Origin of the sequence: Vibrio sp. Y10_XG_PY6, assembly GCF_024181795.1 — a bacterium.
GTDB classification, from domain to species: domain Bacteria; phylum Pseudomonadota; class Gammaproteobacteria; order Enterobacterales; family Vibrionaceae; genus Vibrio; species Vibrio diabolicus.
In genome coordinates this window covers 311,482-327,934 of sequence record NZ_JAMZAQ010000003.1, presented here as the reverse complement: position 1 = coordinate 327,934, position 16,453 = coordinate 311,482, and the positions used below count along the sequence as shown (strand labels likewise).

Genomic DNA, 16,453 nt, shown 5'->3' with positions numbered 1-16,453 from the left:
CATACCTTATTTCACAGTACAACCTAAAAATTTAACGTTTAAAAAAAGAACATTATTTCAGAACCTTTTAAGTATAGGGTGCTAAATAGCTGTATTTGGTGAGCAAAATAGAAAGAATCAACACAAACAAAAATCCCCAGTAATGCGCAATATCATCACTGGGGATTTTTTCATCAATATAAAATCTAAGTCAGCTTAAGTTACTTTTTCTCTGACTTTTCCTTATACATTTCTTCAATTTCATCTTGGTATTTGTCATTGATGACTTTACGACGCAGTTTTTGAGTTGGCGTTAACTCACCATCATCCATAGAGAAAGCTCTTGGTAACAGTTTAAACTTCTTCACCTGTTCAAACTTTGCCAACTCTTTTTGGAGATCGTTAACACGCTTTTCAAGCATTTCGACCACTTGGTGATGCTTAATCAATTCAACGCGATCGTGATACTTGATATTCAGCTCTTTCGCATACTCTTCAAGAGAATCAAAACACGGCACAATCAGCGCCGAGACAAACTTACGCGTGTCCGCGATAACCGCGATTTGCTCGATGAAGTGGTCTTTACCAATCGCACCTTCAATCATTTGTGGAGCGATGTATTTACCACCTGAAGTTTTCATCAACTCTTTGATACGATCAGTGATGAACAGGTTGCCATTTTCATCAATGTAACCCGCATCGCCAGTTTTTAGGAAACCGTGCTCGTCAAAGGTCTTTTCGGTCTCTTCTGGCATTTTGTAATAGCCACGCATCACCATTGGACCACGCACGAGAATCTCGTTGTTCTCACCGATCTTCACTTGCGCGCCAGGCATCGACATACCAATAGAGTCTGGATTAAAGCACTTATCATCCCAACACGATACTGTCGCCGTGGTTTCAGTCATGCCGTAACCTAACTTCACATTGATACCAATCGCGTGGAAGAATCGGCCTATGGTTTCATCTAACTTTGCACCGCCACACGGCATAAAGTTGATTTGTCCACCAAGTAACGCACGCAGCTTGCTCAGAACCAATTTATCCGCCAGGGCATATGACTTGCGCAGCATGAGAGATGGCTGACGTTTTTCTTGATGACAAGCGGCCATTTTTGCGCCCATGTTCACAGCCCAAGTAAACATGATCTTGCGATGAATTGGCGCGCGAGACACTTTCTCGTGAATCGCAGAGAAGATCTTCTCATAGAAACGCGGCACGGCACACATCACGGTAGGTTGCACTTGGCTCAGTGCATCACGTACCTGCATGGTGTCTTGCAAATAGCAGTTGGTCGCCCCTTTGTACAACACATAAAAGGTCCAAGCGCGTTCAAATACGTGTGACAGCGGAAGGAAACACAGTGACACATCACTTTGAGAAAGGCTCAAGCGTTGATCGTGCCCTTCCAATTGCGCCGCAATGTTTGCGTAATCTAGCATTACACCTTTCGGTTGACCTGTGGTACCAGAGGTGTAAATCAGCGTGAGTAGATCATCTTCCTTTGCTTGCTCTAAACGTGCGTCCAATTCAACTTGGTATGTAGTATCGCCTTTGGCGACAAATGCTTGCCAAGAGATAACGAAATCATGCTCGCCAAGTTCGATATCATCAGACATTGCAACAATGAGCTCTAACTGCTCGCACTGGTCGAAAATGCTCACTGCTGCGTCAAATTGTGGCTGCTCACCAACAAACAGCACTTTGACGTCTGCGTTGTCAATGATGTACGCCGACTGAGCGGCGGTATTGGTTGGGTAAATAGGTACTGTTACGCCGCGTAGTTGTAGCGCTGCAATATCAGCAATCGTCCATTGCGGCATGTTGTTCGAGAAAATGCCGATTTTATCTTGGACTCCTAATCCCTGAGCCAAAAGTGCAAGTGATAAAGCATCAACTTGCTGACCAAATTGCGTCCACGTAATACCTTGCCACTCCTCACCCACTTTATGCTTGAGTGCAACGCGTGTACCACCGTTCGCAATTTGTTCACGAATACGTTTAACGATATGAAAATCTAACTTGGCCATTCTTTTACTTACCTTTTGGCTTACAGGCGTAAGCTAATTGAGCGAACAAGTGTACTCACGGCTTGCTAAAACGCAACTGACCAGTATCAAACTTATCACTAATAAGAGACAACTATCACTTATACGTCGCGAACGTACCTCAAATTGCTGAATGATTACTCTATTTAACTTACTGTTTCGATTGTTGATTACGAAAACAAAAAGCCCCGAGAGACAAAAATCGCTCGGGGACCAATGAATTGTAAAAATTGATGATTACCAATATGGTCTAATCGAGAAGACCAAACGTCATCTTATTTTGCGGCAACGACTTCACCACAAGTGATCATCAGTTGATCGCGCAGCCAAATGTGGCCTTTATCTTTTTCACTTGATTCATGCCAGCTTAAGAATCCGCTGATTTCTTTGTTCGCAAATGGGAAATCAAGAATTTGCAGTTGATCGCTGTTTACCGCATTTTCCGCCATCCAACGTGGTGCAATAGTCACAAGCTCAGATTGACCCACCACGTATAGTAGGTTGCTTAAACTAGAACCTTCATACGCCGCTTGGCAATCCAGTTCACGGTACGCTTGCTCTGAGAAACTACGTTGGCCATGCACTTTCGATAACTTCGCATGCTTTTCGTTAAGCAGTTGCTCAGCCGTCACACCACCTTGAATGCGTGGGTGGGTTTTTGATGCGATAACCACTAATTCATCTTTGAAGATTTCAGTACTTGAGAAACCTTGCTCATCAAAACGAGCGTAGTCGATCACGAAATCAATTTCTTGGTAGCGCATACGCTCAGACAACAAACGGTCAAATTCTGCATCTAGGTGAAGCTGAACGTTTGGTGCTTGTTGATTCACTTTTGCCATGATCTTCGGAGCAAAACGCATGTCACAAGGGCTGCAAATCGCAAGCTTGAATAAGCGAGTCGAAGATTCTGGTTGGAATACAGAGCTAGGAAGTTCATTGCGAATCAGCTGTAGTGCTTGGCGAATAGGACCAAACAGTTGACGTGCTCGTTGCGTAGGCTGAATACCACGACCTTGGCGCATGAATAGCTCGTCGTTAAACATCACTTTTAAGCGTGCCACGGCGTTACTTACCGCCGGTTGAGACATGCCTAGGTTATGTGCTGCACGAGTAATATTTTGCTCTTGCATTACAGCATCAAATACAGTCAGTAGGTTTAAATCTACACCACGCAAAGTGCTTTCCATACGGTAGCTAGCAATTGCGCTCATCGCGTCTTTCTTCTCTAACATTGAGTGCGCCTCTTTTGTAATCGTCAACTTTGTTCATTAAATTCATAACGAATAGAATCCCATCTCGCACAAAAGACGGCGGCTGGATTCGAATCATTTTACGAATAGATAACCTAACTTTTTATTATATTTATCGTCCGGATACTTCCGGCTCGAACTGTACTATCAACTAATCGATTGCGGTTTCGCAACTAGATTGATATTTAATCAGTAAATTTTAGCCAATTAGGTATTTATTCTTTAAATAACAAAAGCTTGATAAAAACATAAAAAACTATAAAACACGTAAAAATGCATTCTTTGAGGACGTATTTAGCAAATTGATAGGACAGGCGGTTAACACAAGCATGCATTTAGCTCGGTTATTGGTTGGGATAGGAACAACATATAGCAGCTATATCTCTGATTGAATTTTGCACTTATCAGTCAAATTATCAGCAAATACACACTGAATAGAAATGAGAGAGGAAGAATAAAAATGCAGCCTTCCAAACAGAAAGGCTGCAACAAAATCGTGTCAAAAATGGAAGGAACAATGTACTTAGAACAACGTACTTAAATGTTCGACACGTAACTTGGAAAATCAACCTGCTCCCACAGCTGTCTGGATAACTCTGCTTTTGAATCCCATGCACCTTGCAGTACCCAATGAACAATAGCCTGAGCAACATCTGGGTATTTCACACTTTCGGCTTGTTGCTCCTTTAGCCACTGGCGTACTGCGGAAATGTCTAAGCTCTCCATCGACATCGCAAGCCCTAAATCTTCTAAGGTCGCAACATTGCTCTGCTGCTCGAATTGACCCGCGAGTGGCTTTAGTAACAATTTTTTCCCCAAAGACAAGGCTTCTGAAGGAAGCTCAAACCCACCATTAGCAATGACACCACTACAGCGATGCAAATGATGCTGGAAGTTGCTGTGGCATAAAGGGCGCAGTTCTATGTTTTCCACCTGCTCACATTCGATCACATCCGGGTGATAACAGATAAACGCTTGTTGATTAAAGTGGAACAATAAGTCCGAGATATCTTCAATCGATTCGAACGGTAGATACACCAACACGAAGTCGTCGTTTTCTGCTTGGCTATCGACGGTATGCACTATCGGTGGTAACAAAGGTTGATCAAAATGATGCCAATGCAAACCAAGGTGGTGTTGAGAAGGCGCAAAGTATTCAATGACGGATTTATCTAACCAACTTGCTCCCTTTAGTGGCACCGGATAACGGAAAGCATTTTGGTGGCTGATACCAATAGAAGGCTTATTTTGTTGTCTCGCTGCCCACGCAGTCACAGGTTCGAAGTCATTAATGATAAGATCGTAGGACGACAGATCGAGTTGCTTAACTTCTTTGAAAAACTGCACCAAATTGTTATTCAATGCTGTTTTCGCGTAGTTTACAGAGCCTTTTTCAGTAATAAAGGTGAAGCCTCGGCGAGTCTGGTAATCGCCAAATGCTTCCATTGAAAAGTATTTTTCCGGCGCTCGCCCAGAAAACAAAAAGTCGACCTCAACATCGTGCTCTTTAAACGCATGACTCATCGCCCTTGCGCGTGCAATATGTCCGTTTCCTGTCCCTTGAACACCGTACAAGATTTTCATCAATTAGCCTCCCAACATCGCAATCGCTAATCCACCACAAAGACTGCCAAGCAGTGCACCAATGATGACATCGGTAAAAAAGTGTACACCCAATAAGATTCGCGCGGTTCCGATTAAACTTGCCCAAAAGAATGCAGCAACGCCTAGGCTCGGATAGAAATGGTCAATCAGCGTCGCCATGACAAACGCAGCGGCAGTGTGTCCTGAAGGAAGGCTATAGCGATCTGATGGGGTAATAAAAGCAGGAAGGAGTGCACTGAGTTCTTCAGGGCGACGACGCTTAAAACTGTTTTTCAGCGTCCAATAAATTGGCAACTCGATAGCAAAAGCAAGCAAACCCGCCAGTAAAAACCAGACTCCCTGCTCTTTATCTAAATACCAAGCTAATAAACCTAGCACCAAGTACAGATGTCCGTCACCACTGTGGGAGACTCCTTTACTGATGTTGGCAACTTGCTGATTAAAACGGTGCTTAAGACAAACACTAGAGAGCGCTAAATCAAACTTAGCAATGGTTGCAATTGGCTGTGTAATTGTCTCTATGGTTCGCATGTGGCCTTTCCTTACTTTGACAACGCCGTTGTGTGAAAAGTAGGAGGTTTAGGTGACAACTGCATGACGGGAGTTTGGACAATTAATGACAAATGCCAAATTAGAGTGTGCCCAATGATCTATTGAGCACAATCGTAGGAGAGAACGATTAAGAAGGGTTTGCTTGCTGCGGTTGAGGCGTATCGATGTACCAGACCTTTCTCTTCTTACGACAGGCGCGCAAAGAGCCCATCGTCATGTCGCCATCTTTTGTTAGCTCGTAGCTAAGGGAGCGGCAAGTGTAATTTCCTGACAGTTCATGCTCGATGCCCGTTTGCTCAGTTGTGCTCGAAGCAGACTCTAAAAGAGGATTAGGCTGTGTCGATAGAATGTCACGATTTACCACATTGCTGCGCGCATAATCCTTATGGACATAACCTTTTATCACGCCTTTCTGTTCAACGAGAAACCAAGGTTGATCCACCACTTTTGCCAACACATTAAAAACTTCCCCTTTCGATAACACGCCAAGCTTTTCTCCTTCTAGGCTCGGCTTGGATCGCAGGTTTAATGTGGTCTTAGAGCGATAGGAGACATCCATAAACTCAACGGGGTTTGAGGTATCCACACCGTCAGCTGTTGGTCGGAAGACTTCCGCTTGTTGTTTCTCACTAGGTTGCACTCGGATCTTCCACCACGAATAGGTTTCCGGATCTTTGCCTTTAAATTTATCTCGACTGTCCGACTCAAGAGCAACGAGCATTTGATTCAAAAACGACTCACGTCCCTCGTAGCTCAAGAATCGATCCATTTGATCATTAATCACCATGACACTCTGAGAGTGATCATTAATAGCAACAGGGGAAATCTCTGCCATATAGGTTTGAGATTGAAACAGCTGACAACCCGATAAGCTGACCAGAGTAAATACTGCGGCTGAACGTCCAAATTGTTTTGCTAACCTCATTATTCCTTAACCCTTCTTTTTACCTAGTGCAACTGCACTACTATAAATGGTCATTCAAAACTTTTGCCAAACAATTCGGGCCTTTGTGTGACAAGTCGCAATCCCAATGTTTGTTTTGGTAATGAAACGTCGCAAACTTGATGAGAACTTGCCTCTTCTAGCACGTTTCTATCGCACCATGCAGTTTCACTTAGCGCATCATTTTTCTCGAGTAAATGAAAAGACTCATCCGATATGAATAAAAAATCGACTTTAGGGTTGACGCGCTCCATGGAGTGCGGTACTAATTTGTTAACTTAATTATGTGGAAAGCTTAACAACTATGTCAGCTCATTTTTCTATTTTGCTTAGCCTCCTCCTGATCGTGACCAGTTCGCGCGGGTAGGCTGTGGAAGAAAAATAACCACACCAATTTCTAAGAACCCGCATGAGAATGCGGGTTTTTTTATATCTAAATACTGGAAGTAAACGATTAACTTGCACGTAAAGTGCAGAAATCAGGAAGGAAGCAAACATGAACGATCAGGTCATTATATTCGACACCACATTGCGTGATGGCGAGCAAGCGTTGTCAGCAAGCTTGACGGTTAAAGAAAAACTGCAAATTGCCTATGCGCTGGAAAGACTCGGCGTTGATGTTATCGAAGCTGGCTTCCCAATCTCTTCACCAGGTGATTTCGAGTCGGTACAAACCATTGCAAAAAACATCAAAAACAGTCGAGTTTGTGCCCTTTCGCGAGCCGTTGCGAAAGATATTGATGCCGCCGCTGAAGCATTAAAAGTGGCCGACCAATTCCGTATTCACACGTTTTTAGCCACTTCCACCATTCACGTAGAAGACAAACTACGCCGCAGCTACGACGATGTACTTGAAATGGCGGTCAACGCCGTTAAACATGCGCGTAACTACACCGATGATGTCGAGTTTTCTTGTGAAGATGCAGGTCGTACTCCTATCGACAACCTATGTCGCATGGTAGAAGCTGCCATCAATGCAGGTGCGAGCACAATCAACATTCCAGATACCGTTGGCTACACAGTACCAAGCGAGTTTGGTGGCATTATTCAAACCCTTTTCAACCGCGTTCCAAACATTGATAAAGCGATCATCTCCGTTCACTGTCACGACGACTTGGGGATGTCAGTTGCCAACTCTATTGCCGCCGTTCAAGCCGGCGCGCGTCAGATAGAAGGCACCATCAATGGCATTGGTGAGCGAGCGGGAAACTGTTCACTTGAAGAGATCGCAATGATCATCAAGACGCGTCAAGAGTTCTTGGGCGTTCACACTGGCATTAAACATGATGAAATTCACCGCACCAGTAAATTGGTGAGCCAGTTATGCAACATGCCAATTCAGAGCAACAAAGCGATTGTGGGCGCGAATGCCTTTAGCCACTCTTCAGGTATCCACCAGGATGGCATGTTAAAGAATAAGAATACCTACGAAATCATGACCCCTGAGTCGATTGGCCTTAAAAACCAAGCACTAAACTTAACCAGCCGTAGTGGCCGCGCAGCCGTGAAGAGCCACATGGACACCATGGGATACAACGAGGACGAGTACAACCTAGACGCTCTATACGCGGACTTCTTGAAACTTGCCGACCGCAAAGGCCAAGTGTTCGATTACGATCTAGAGGCCCTAATGCACTTCTCGAACCTGCGTGAAGAAGATGACTTCTACAAACTGAACTACCTAAGCGTGCAATCGGGCAGCGTAATGGCCACCACCAGCATCAAAATGCAATGTGGCGATGAAGAAATGTGTGAAGCGGCAGTCGGTAATGGCCCAGTTGATGCGCTATACCAATGTATCTACCGCGTGACAGGCTACGACATCGTACTGGATAAATTCGACCTAACCGCGAAAGGCGAAGGTGAAGATGGTTTGGGTCAAGCTGACATCATTGCCAACTACAAAGGTCGTAAATACCACGGTACGGGCGTTTCCACCGATATCGTTGAAGCTTCCGGCCAAGCACTATTGCACGTTATTAATAGCATCCACCGTGCAGACAAAATCGAAGAAATGAAGCAGAAAAAGATTGCGACTGTGTAATAACAACCGAGCTACATGGCTCAGGAAAGAACACGCTCGTTGAAATAATTAAGCTCAAAATTAGAAAACTTAAAGGATTAACATGACAGACAAATCATACAAAATTGCCGTCCTACCCGGTGACGGCATCGGCCCGGAAGTAATGGCGCAAGCACACAAGGTATTGGATGCTATCGAAAAGAAGCACGGTATTGCGTTTGAGCGTGACGAACATGATGTAGGCGGCATCGCGATCGATAATCACGGCTCTCCACTTCCAGAAAGCACAGTAAAAGCGTGTGAAGAGTCTGATGCAGTCCTATTTGGCTCGGTTGGCGGTCCGAAGTGGGAACACTTGCCACCAAATGACCAACCTGAACGCGGTGCCCTACTACCACTACGCAAACACTTCCAACTGTTTTGTAACCTACGCCCAGCGCAAATCCACGCAGGCCTGGAAGCTTTCTCACCACTTCGTGCTGACATCTCAGGCCGTGGTTTTGACATCGTGGTGGTCCGTGAACTGACTGGTGGTATCTATTTCGGTCAACCAAAAGGCCGTGAAGGCGAAGGCGCGACAGAAAAAGCGTTTGATACTGAGGTGTACCACCGCTTTGAGATCGAACGTATTGCAAAAATCGCCTTTGAGTCTGCTCGTCTACGTCGCAAGAAAGTTTGCTCAATCGACAAAGCGAACGTTCTACAAAGTTCAATCCTATGGCGTGAAGTAGTCGAAGAAATCGCGAAAGATTACCCAGATGTCGAGCTATCACACATGTACATCGACAACGCAACCATGCAGCTTATCAAAGACCCAGCACAGTTCGACGTCATGCTGTGTTCAAACATCTTCGGCGACATCATTTCTGATGAGTGCGCAATGATCACTGGCTCAATGGGTATGCTGCCTTCAGCAAGCCTTAACGAAAGTAAGTTCGGTCTGTACGAGCCAGCAGGCGGCAGTGCACCGGATATCGCAGGTAAGAACATCGCTAACCCAGTGGCGCAAATCCTATCTGCGGCACTGATGTTACGTTATAGCCTTGGCGAAGAAGCCGCAGCACAAGACATCGAAGCAGCGGTGTCGAAAGCACTTTCAGCTGGCGAGCTAACAGGCGACCTTGCAGGCAACAACCCGGCACTTACAACATCAGAGATGGGCGATAAGATCGCTGAGTACATCTTAAACTCGTAATACAGAACAGATTCATAATAAATACTAAATCCTCTATCCACCAATGACTTACCTCTAAGTCATTGGTGCTAAAACAAAGCAACAAGGATAACGAGGAAAGGAAGCAAACAATGGGCAAAACACTATACGAAAAAGTCTACGACGCACACGTTGCCGTCGCAGCAGAAGGGGAAAACCCTATCTTGTACATCGACCGTCACTTGGTACATGAAGTGACGTCTCCGCAAGCATTTGACGGCTTGCGTGAAAAAGGTCGCAAAGTGCGTCAGGTCAGCAAAACTTTTGCCACCATGGACCACAACGTTTCGACAACCACTAAAGATATCAACGCATCCGGTGAGATGGCGCGTATCCAGATGGAAACGCTATCAAAAAACTGTGAAGAGTTTGGTGTAACGCTTTACGACATTAACCACAAATACCAAGGTATTGTGCACGTCATGGGCCCAGAGCTTGGTATTACCCTACCGGGCATGACCATTGTTTGTGGTGACTCGCACACGGCTACACACGGTGCATTTGGCTCGCTAGCATTTGGTATTGGTACCTCTGAAGTTGAGCACGTATTAGCAACTCAAACGCTAAAACAAGCGCGTGCTAAAACGATGAAGATCGAAGTGAAAGGCAAAGTGGCTCCGGGCATTACTGCGAAAGACATTGTGCTAGCAATCATCGGTGAAACGACAGCAGCAGGCGGTACAGGCTACGTAGTTGAATTCTGTGGTGAAGCGATCACTGACCTTTCAATGGAAGGTCGCATGACCGTATGTAATATGGCGATTGAGTTAGGTGCAAAAGCCGGTTTGATTGCGCCAGATGAAACTACATTCGAATACATCAAAGGCCGTAAGTTCTCACCTCAAGGTGCGGATTTTGATGCCGCTGTAGAATATTGGAAGACATTAAAAACTGACGATGATGCCCAGTTTGATGCGGTCGTGACACTAAACGCAGCGGATATCAAACCTCAAGTCACTTGGGGTACTAACCCAGGACAAGTTATCGCGGTAGACCAACCAATCCCAGCCCCAGAAAGTTTTGCCGACCCAGTAGAAAAAGCATCGGCAGAAAAAGCTCTGGCTTACATGGGTCTAGAAGCGGGCAAGTCATTGTCGGATTACAACGTCGATAAAGTCTTCGTTGGTTCTTGTACTAACTCACGTATCGAAGACATGCGCGCAGCGGCGGAAGTGGCGAAAGGTCGCAAAGTCGCGTCTCACGTTCAAGCGCTAATCGTTCCTGGCTCTGAGCAAGTAAAGGCGCAGGCGGAAGCAGAAGGCCTAGATGTCATCTTTAAAGAGGCGGGCTTTGAGTGGCGCCTACCAGGTTGCTCGATGTGTCTAGCAATGAACAACGACCGTTTGGGTCCACATGAACGTTGTGCGTCTACTTCAAACCGTAACTTTGAAGGCCGCCAAGGTCGTGATGGCCGTACACACCTAGTGAGCCCTGCGATGGCAGCGGCAGCAGCAATTGCTGGTCACTTTGTAGATATTCGTGAACTAGACTAAGGAGCAAACAAATGTCAGGCTTTAAACAACACACAGGCTTAGTTGTTCCTCTAGATGCAGCGAACGTTGATACTGATGCCATCATTCCAAAGCAGTTCCTACAAAAGGTCTCCCGCCTAGGCTTTGGTAAACACTTGTTCCATGACTGGCGCTTCCTAGACGATGCTGGCGAACAACCAAATCCAGAGTTCGTGATGAACGCACCTCGCTACCAAGGCGCGTCTATCTTGCTGGCTCGTGAAAATTTCGGCTGTGGCTCATCTCGCGAGCACGCACCGTGGGCACTGGCGGATTACGGCATAAAAGCGATGATCGCACCAAGCTTTGCCGATATCTTTTACGGCAACTCGATCAACAACCAAATGGTGCCAGTTCGTTTGACTGAACAAGAAGTGGATGAAATCTTCCAGTTTGTTGAGGCAAATGAAGGTGCAGAAGTCGAGGTCGACCTAGAAGCGAATGTGGTTCGTGCCAACGGCAAAGAGTACAGCTTTGAAATTGATGAGTTCCGTCGTCACTGTTTGTTAAATGGTTTAGACAATATTGGGCTAACGCTTCAACACGAGGACAAAATTGCGGAATACGAAGCGAATATCCCAAGCTTCTTGCGTTAAAACGCATTAGTAAATACACAAATCAAGGGCTGGCAATTGTTGGCCCTTTTAATATTTTAAGTGACTGATTTTATAGCGCTTTACTTACGAAACACCGAACGCCTCTGTTGAAATTCGTCATCCTGAACAGCGGCGAAGGAGCGTGATTCAGGATCGACTGCCAGAATGTACTGTGCAGATTCATACTTTCTTTACTCAAGCGTTTGTGGGGATTAGATTCCTGCTGTCGCTTATGCTCCTCGGAATGACGGAGAATAAAGGCAACTGATTACTGATTACTGATTACTGATTACTGAAAGAAAACAAGCACTCAACAGGTCTACACTATCAACAATATCTCATTCAAAGGTATCTCTATGAAGCGTCTGTTATTGCTATTGTGTGCTCTGGTTTCTTTCTCAGCGTTCGCTGCTCCTAAATCTGACTTGTGGCCGTATTGGCAACAATCGAATCAGGCCAACCAAACACACATTTCGCACCAGGAATGGCAACAACTGTTAGACAATTACTTGGTTGAACAAGGTGAGAATACTTTGTTCCGCTATAGCAAAGTCACGGCTTCCGACAAAGCGAAGTTAAAGCAGTACATCCGACGACTGGTAAAACTCGATCCATTGCAGTACAACCAAGCAGAGCAATACGCCTATTGGGTGAACCTTTACAACGCCATCACGGTAGATCTTATTTTGGATAACTATCCCGTCGAATCCATCACCAAGCTAGGTGGTTTATTTAGCTTTGGGCCTTGGGGAGACGATGTGGTCGTGGTCAACGGGAAGGATCTGACTTTAAACGATATTGAACATCGAATTTTGCGTCCAATTTGGAATGACCCAAGAACGCATTACGCCGTAAATTGTGCAAGTTTGGGATGCCCTAACCTACAAGCTCAAGCATTCACTGCCGAAAACACTGAAGCCTTGCTTGAAAGTGCTGCCAAAGCGTTTATTAACAGCAACAAAGGCGTATCTATCCAAGGAAACACGGCGCAGCTGTCTTCCATTTATGATTGGTTTGCAGCGGACTTTGGTGGAGAAAAACAAGTCTTCAACCACATCGCGAAGTACGCGCCACAGTACAAAGACTTCTCTGGAAAAGTGAAGTACGAATACGATTGGAGTTTGAATCAAACTGACTAATTTATCGTCACCGTTCAGCTTGCAACGCTTTTGGTCACCCGTAACCCAAAAGCTAAAAAGGGCACCAAGTGCCCTTTTCATTTTCTAGATTTTAACAAAATCACTTAAAGCCTTTGACCTTTTTAATCAGATCATAAGCGTTTTGAATCTCTTGAGATTTTTCTTTCGCTACGTTCATCATCTCTGGTGGTAGACCTTTAGCCATCAATTTGTCTGGGTGGTGCTCGTTCATCAGTTTACGATAAGCACGCTTGACGGTTTTACTGTCTGCATCTGAAGACACATCCAGAATTTTGTACGCGTCAGCCAGTTGATCCGCTTGTGAAGCTTGTTGCCAGCTACCACCAGAAGATTGGCCTTGATGCTGACCATGAAAACCACCTTGGCTTTGGAAACGGAATGCGGCTTCTTGCATTTGCAAGCGACGCTCTAGCTGCTCAGAAGAGAAACCCAAACCACGTGCTATTTTGTGTAACACATTTCGTTCACTAGGATGAATCGAGCCATCAGCAAAGGCCGCCGAGATTTGTAGTTCAAGGAAAAATTGCAACAAGTCAAAACGGCCTGCTGTCGAAATTTTCACACGAACAAGAACGTCTTCTAACGGAAAGTCACTGTCTTTACCTTCACGAAACGCATCTTGCGCAGCGCGGCGCTGTTCGCCATGCAAATTCATGCGGTCCATCATTGCAGAAGCAAGTTGGATTTCCTCTTTGGTGACTTGGCCTTTCGCTTTTGCCACATGTCCCATTACCGCAAACGCCGCTTTAAAAAATTCTTCTTGGCGCTGAGCTTGGCTCGGCCCTTTTCCAAAGCCGCCAGTAGAGAACCCGGCTTGACTCAAGCGACGTGCTTTATCGAATTGATGGCCAATAAATAAGCCAAAGAGTAAACCTAGCGGCCCGCCAAGTAACAAGCCAAAAAAGGCACCCAGAATTTTGCCAAAAATATGCATTATGTGTTCTCTATCAATGAATTTTTATCGACGACGGCGGTCTTATAGTGCCGGATGCAACGATTTCCTTTATGATAATGGAATTAGTTTTATTTCGGCTAGGCCATTTCGCCTGCTTATCTTTGCAGCTATTTTGTCGTCATTATGCCACAGTGAATCAATACGCTGGGATAAATGCGACTATAGTTGATTCATTTGGCTATTACGCTAGGGTACAACAAGCCCTATAGCCATCGAGTAGTAGTGACACAGGAAAGTTCAATTCAATGCAACATTTCTCCCGCACATGTTTAGCGGCCTCTATCAGCACCGCCTTGTTTGTACCCACCACTCAAGCTGAAGCGAATATCCATGATAGTGTGCAGGAAATGCCCGCCACAGATCAATGTTTGGTCGATACCAGTGGCGAGGAGGACGCTCTTAATACCCCAGTAGTGGTAGAAGCTGACACCCTGCAAGCCATCAATGGTGACAAAGCTCAGTACTCAGGTAATGTACAAGTCACCCAAGGCCAGAAGAAAATCACCGCAGATAGCGTAACGCTGCACCAACAAGACAACGTCGTGGTTGCCGAAGGCAACGTGACTTTCAATGACGGCCAAGTCAAAGCTCGATCTGATCGTGTTACTAATGACATCAACCAAGACACGTTTTCACTGGAGAACACCGATTATCAGTTCCTTTGCCAACAAGGTCGAGGCACAGCAGCATACATCGCGCGTACAGGTCAGTCGGTTTATGAACTCGAAGATGGTTCAATTACATCATGTCCTCAAGGCGACAATTCATGGCGTTTAGTGGCATCAGGTATTGACGTTGACCAAGATGAAGAGACGGCGACGCTGCACCATCCTCGATTTGAAGTGTTAGACGTTCCTGTTTTCTATGTGCCGTATCTAACCATGCCAATTGGAGATACGCGTAAAACGGGTTTCCTCTTCCCTTCTTTATCGTATGGTTCTAGCGATGGTATGGAAGTCGAGGTGCCATTCTATTGGAACATCGCACCTCAATATGACATGACGCTCACCACGCTCTACATGCAGCAGCGCGGAACAAAACTCGATACTGATTTCCGCTACCTAACGGATGGTTGGGGGAATGGTGAAATCAAAGGCGAATACCTCAATAGCGATCGCAAATATCAAGACGAGTCTCGTTGGGGCTACCAAGTTAAACACGACGGTATTATCAATAAACAGTGGATAGTCAAAGTCGATTACTCAAAAGTGAGTGATATTGACTACTTCCTCGATCTCGACTCCGATATTGGTAACCGTGAAGATGGTCAACTGGTTCAAGAAGGACAAGTACAATATCGTTCTGATTTCTGGGATGCCTCGTTAACCGTTCGCGACTTCCAAATCTTATTGAAAGAAGAGAACCGCCCTTATCGCCTGCTTCCTCAGTTAGACTTGAACTACTACACGCCATTGTGGGGAGATTACCTCAACTTTGACGTGAAGAGCCAAGTCAGCCGCTTCGATACGAGCGATGCTGCGCGACCAAATGCGACCCGTGTTCATATTGAGCCAGGACTTACATTGCCGCTTTCAAATTCATGGGCAACGTGGACAACGGAAGCTCGCGTGCTTTCCACGTACTACTCTCAAGACTTAACGGGTCTGACAGATGTAAATTTGCAAAACCAGTTAGATGACGAAGTTTCTCGTGTTATCCCCGAGTTCCGTACGCATGCGCAACTTTACTTAGAGCGAGACACGAGTTGGATCAAGGGCTACACACAAACACTGGAACCTCAGCTGCAGTACTTGTACGTACCTGAAGAAGATCAAACCAATATCTACAACTACGATACCACCTTGCTACAAACCGACTACTACGGGCTATTCCGCAGTCGTAAGTACAGTGGCATTGATAAAATCGCCTCTGCGAACCAGTTAAGCTACGGTGCGAGTACTCGCTTCTTTGATGATGACTATAAAGAGCGTCTTAACGTTTCATTTGGTCAGATTTACTACTTCGATAAAAAGACCAAACTGAGCAACAGCCCAAATCTTCCGGATGAGACCACCAACTACTCATCATGGGCGATTGAAGCTGATTTCAACTACAACGATTACTTGTTCTATCACGGTGGAATTCAATACGATATCGATTTGAGCTCCATGCAGTTGGCGAACAGTACCTTAGAGTACCAATTTAACGGTGGCTTTATTCAGGGTAACTATCGTTACGTCACGCGTGAATACATCGAAGATACGATCATTCTCGAAAACCTAGACACAATTACTCGTAAAGGCATTTCACAAGCAGGTATTGTAGCGGCCTACGAGTTCAACCCGAACTGGTCTGCAAGTGGTCAATACTACTACGACCTAAATGAAAATGCGGACCTAGAATGGCTAGCGAGCCTGCGTTACCAGTCTGACTGTTGGTACATTGGTGTGACTTACGCCAACCAATTGCTTGGTTGGGAAAACCAAACTATCGGCAGCACTGGCGCATCACCTGAATACGAAAATAACTTTAGCGTTAACTTCGGTATTCAAGGCTTTGCGACCAATCAGCGTGAAGACACTGCAGTCAAAGAACTGGATGGTTCTGACAACGCGATTAAGTACGGCCGCCCATTCTATCTGAACAATTAATCGAAATAGGCGTCTTAAATGAAT

Annotated in this window: 12 protein-coding genes; 6 read left to right on the top strand and 6 right to left on the bottom strand. The window is 45.4% G+C overall.

What is annotated here, in order from left to right; genetic code table 11:
• Nucleotides 1-200: 200 nt before the first annotated feature.
• From NL644_RS17635 to NL644_RS17615, 5 genes are all read right to left on the bottom strand, one after another.
• The gene (locus NL644_RS17635) at nucleotides 201-2,009 is read right to left on the bottom strand and encodes a long-chain fatty acid--CoA ligase (RefSeq protein ID WP_046874025.1); all 1,809 of its coding nucleotides are present in this window, start codon (nucleotides 2,007-2,009) and stop codon (nucleotides 201-203) included.
• A gap of 293 nt (nucleotides 2,010-2,302) precedes the next feature.
• Nucleotides 2,303-3,262: a LysR family transcriptional regulator CalR gene (calR, locus tag NL644_RS17630; protein ID WP_005379693.1), complete on the bottom strand. Its 960-nt coding sequence runs from the start codon at nucleotides 3,260-3,262 to the stop codon at nucleotides 2,303-2,305.
• Between the two features lie 555 nt (nucleotides 3,263-3,817).
• The gene (locus tag NL644_RS17625; RefSeq protein WP_005379691.1) at nucleotides 3,818-4,864 is read right to left on the bottom strand and encodes an MJ1255/VC2487 family glycosyltransferase; all 1,047 of its coding nucleotides are present in this window, start codon (nucleotides 4,862-4,864) and stop codon (nucleotides 3,818-3,820) included.
• A gap of 3 nt (nucleotides 4,865-4,867) precedes the next feature.
• On the bottom strand, nucleotides 4,868-5,416 hold the full coding sequence (locus NL644_RS17620; RefSeq protein ID WP_005379690.1) for a phosphatase PAP2 family protein: 549 nt from the start codon (nucleotides 5,414-5,416) through the stop codon (nucleotides 4,868-4,870).
• 148 nt (nucleotides 5,417-5,564) lie between these two features.
• Nucleotides 5,565-6,362, bottom strand: a complete 798-nt coding sequence (locus NL644_RS17615; RefSeq protein WP_047009047.1) for an SH3 domain-containing protein — start codon at nucleotides 6,360-6,362, stop codon at nucleotides 5,565-5,567.
• A 514-nt stretch (nucleotides 6,363-6,876) separates the two neighbouring features.
• Between NL644_RS17615 and leuA the strand changes: the two genes are divergently transcribed.
• The 5 genes from leuA (at nucleotide 6,877) to NL644_RS17590 (ending at nucleotide 12,862) form a co-directional block, all read left to right on the top strand.
• The gene (gene leuA, locus NL644_RS17610) at nucleotides 6,877-8,424 is read left to right on the top strand and encodes a 2-isopropylmalate synthase (protein WP_006742733.1); all 1,548 of its coding nucleotides are present in this window, start codon (nucleotides 6,877-6,879) and stop codon (nucleotides 8,422-8,424) included.
• Between the two features lie 82 nt (nucleotides 8,425-8,506).
• The gene (gene leuB / locus NL644_RS17605; protein ID WP_006742732.1) at nucleotides 8,507-9,598 is read left to right on the top strand and encodes a 3-isopropylmalate dehydrogenase; all 1,092 of its coding nucleotides are present in this window, start codon (nucleotides 8,507-8,509) and stop codon (nucleotides 9,596-9,598) included.
• A gap of 110 nt (nucleotides 9,599-9,708) precedes the next feature.
• Complete coding sequence (gene leuC, locus NL644_RS17600) at nucleotides 9,709-11,109, top strand: 3-isopropylmalate dehydratase large subunit (protein ID WP_039841408.1); 1,401 nt, start codon at nucleotides 9,709-9,711, stop codon at nucleotides 11,107-11,109.
• An 11-nt stretch (nucleotides 11,110-11,120) separates the two neighbouring features.
• On the top strand, nucleotides 11,121-11,723 hold the full coding sequence (gene leuD, locus NL644_RS17595; RefSeq protein WP_104971226.1) for a 3-isopropylmalate dehydratase small subunit: 603 nt from the start codon (nucleotides 11,121-11,123) through the stop codon (nucleotides 11,721-11,723).
• 356 nt (nucleotides 11,724-12,079) lie between these two features.
• Complete coding sequence (locus NL644_RS17590; RefSeq protein WP_253658679.1) at nucleotides 12,080-12,862, top strand: DUF547 domain-containing protein; 783 nt, start codon at nucleotides 12,080-12,082, stop codon at nucleotides 12,860-12,862.
• 100 nt (nucleotides 12,863-12,962) lie between these two features.
• Here NL644_RS17590 and djlA read toward each other — a convergent pair whose 3' ends face one another.
• Nucleotides 12,963-13,817: a co-chaperone DjlA gene (gene djlA, locus NL644_RS17585; RefSeq protein ID WP_005383076.1), complete on the bottom strand. Its 855-nt coding sequence runs from the start codon at nucleotides 13,815-13,817 to the stop codon at nucleotides 12,963-12,965.
• Nucleotides 13,818-14,083: 266 nt separating this feature from the next.
• On the opposite strand from djlA, the gene lptD reads away from it, so the two are divergent.
• Entirely contained in the window at nucleotides 14,084-16,429 is a 2,346-nt protein-coding gene (gene lptD, locus NL644_RS17580; protein WP_006742729.1) for an LPS assembly protein LptD, read from the top strand.
• Nucleotides 16,430-16,453 lie beyond the last annotated feature (24 nt).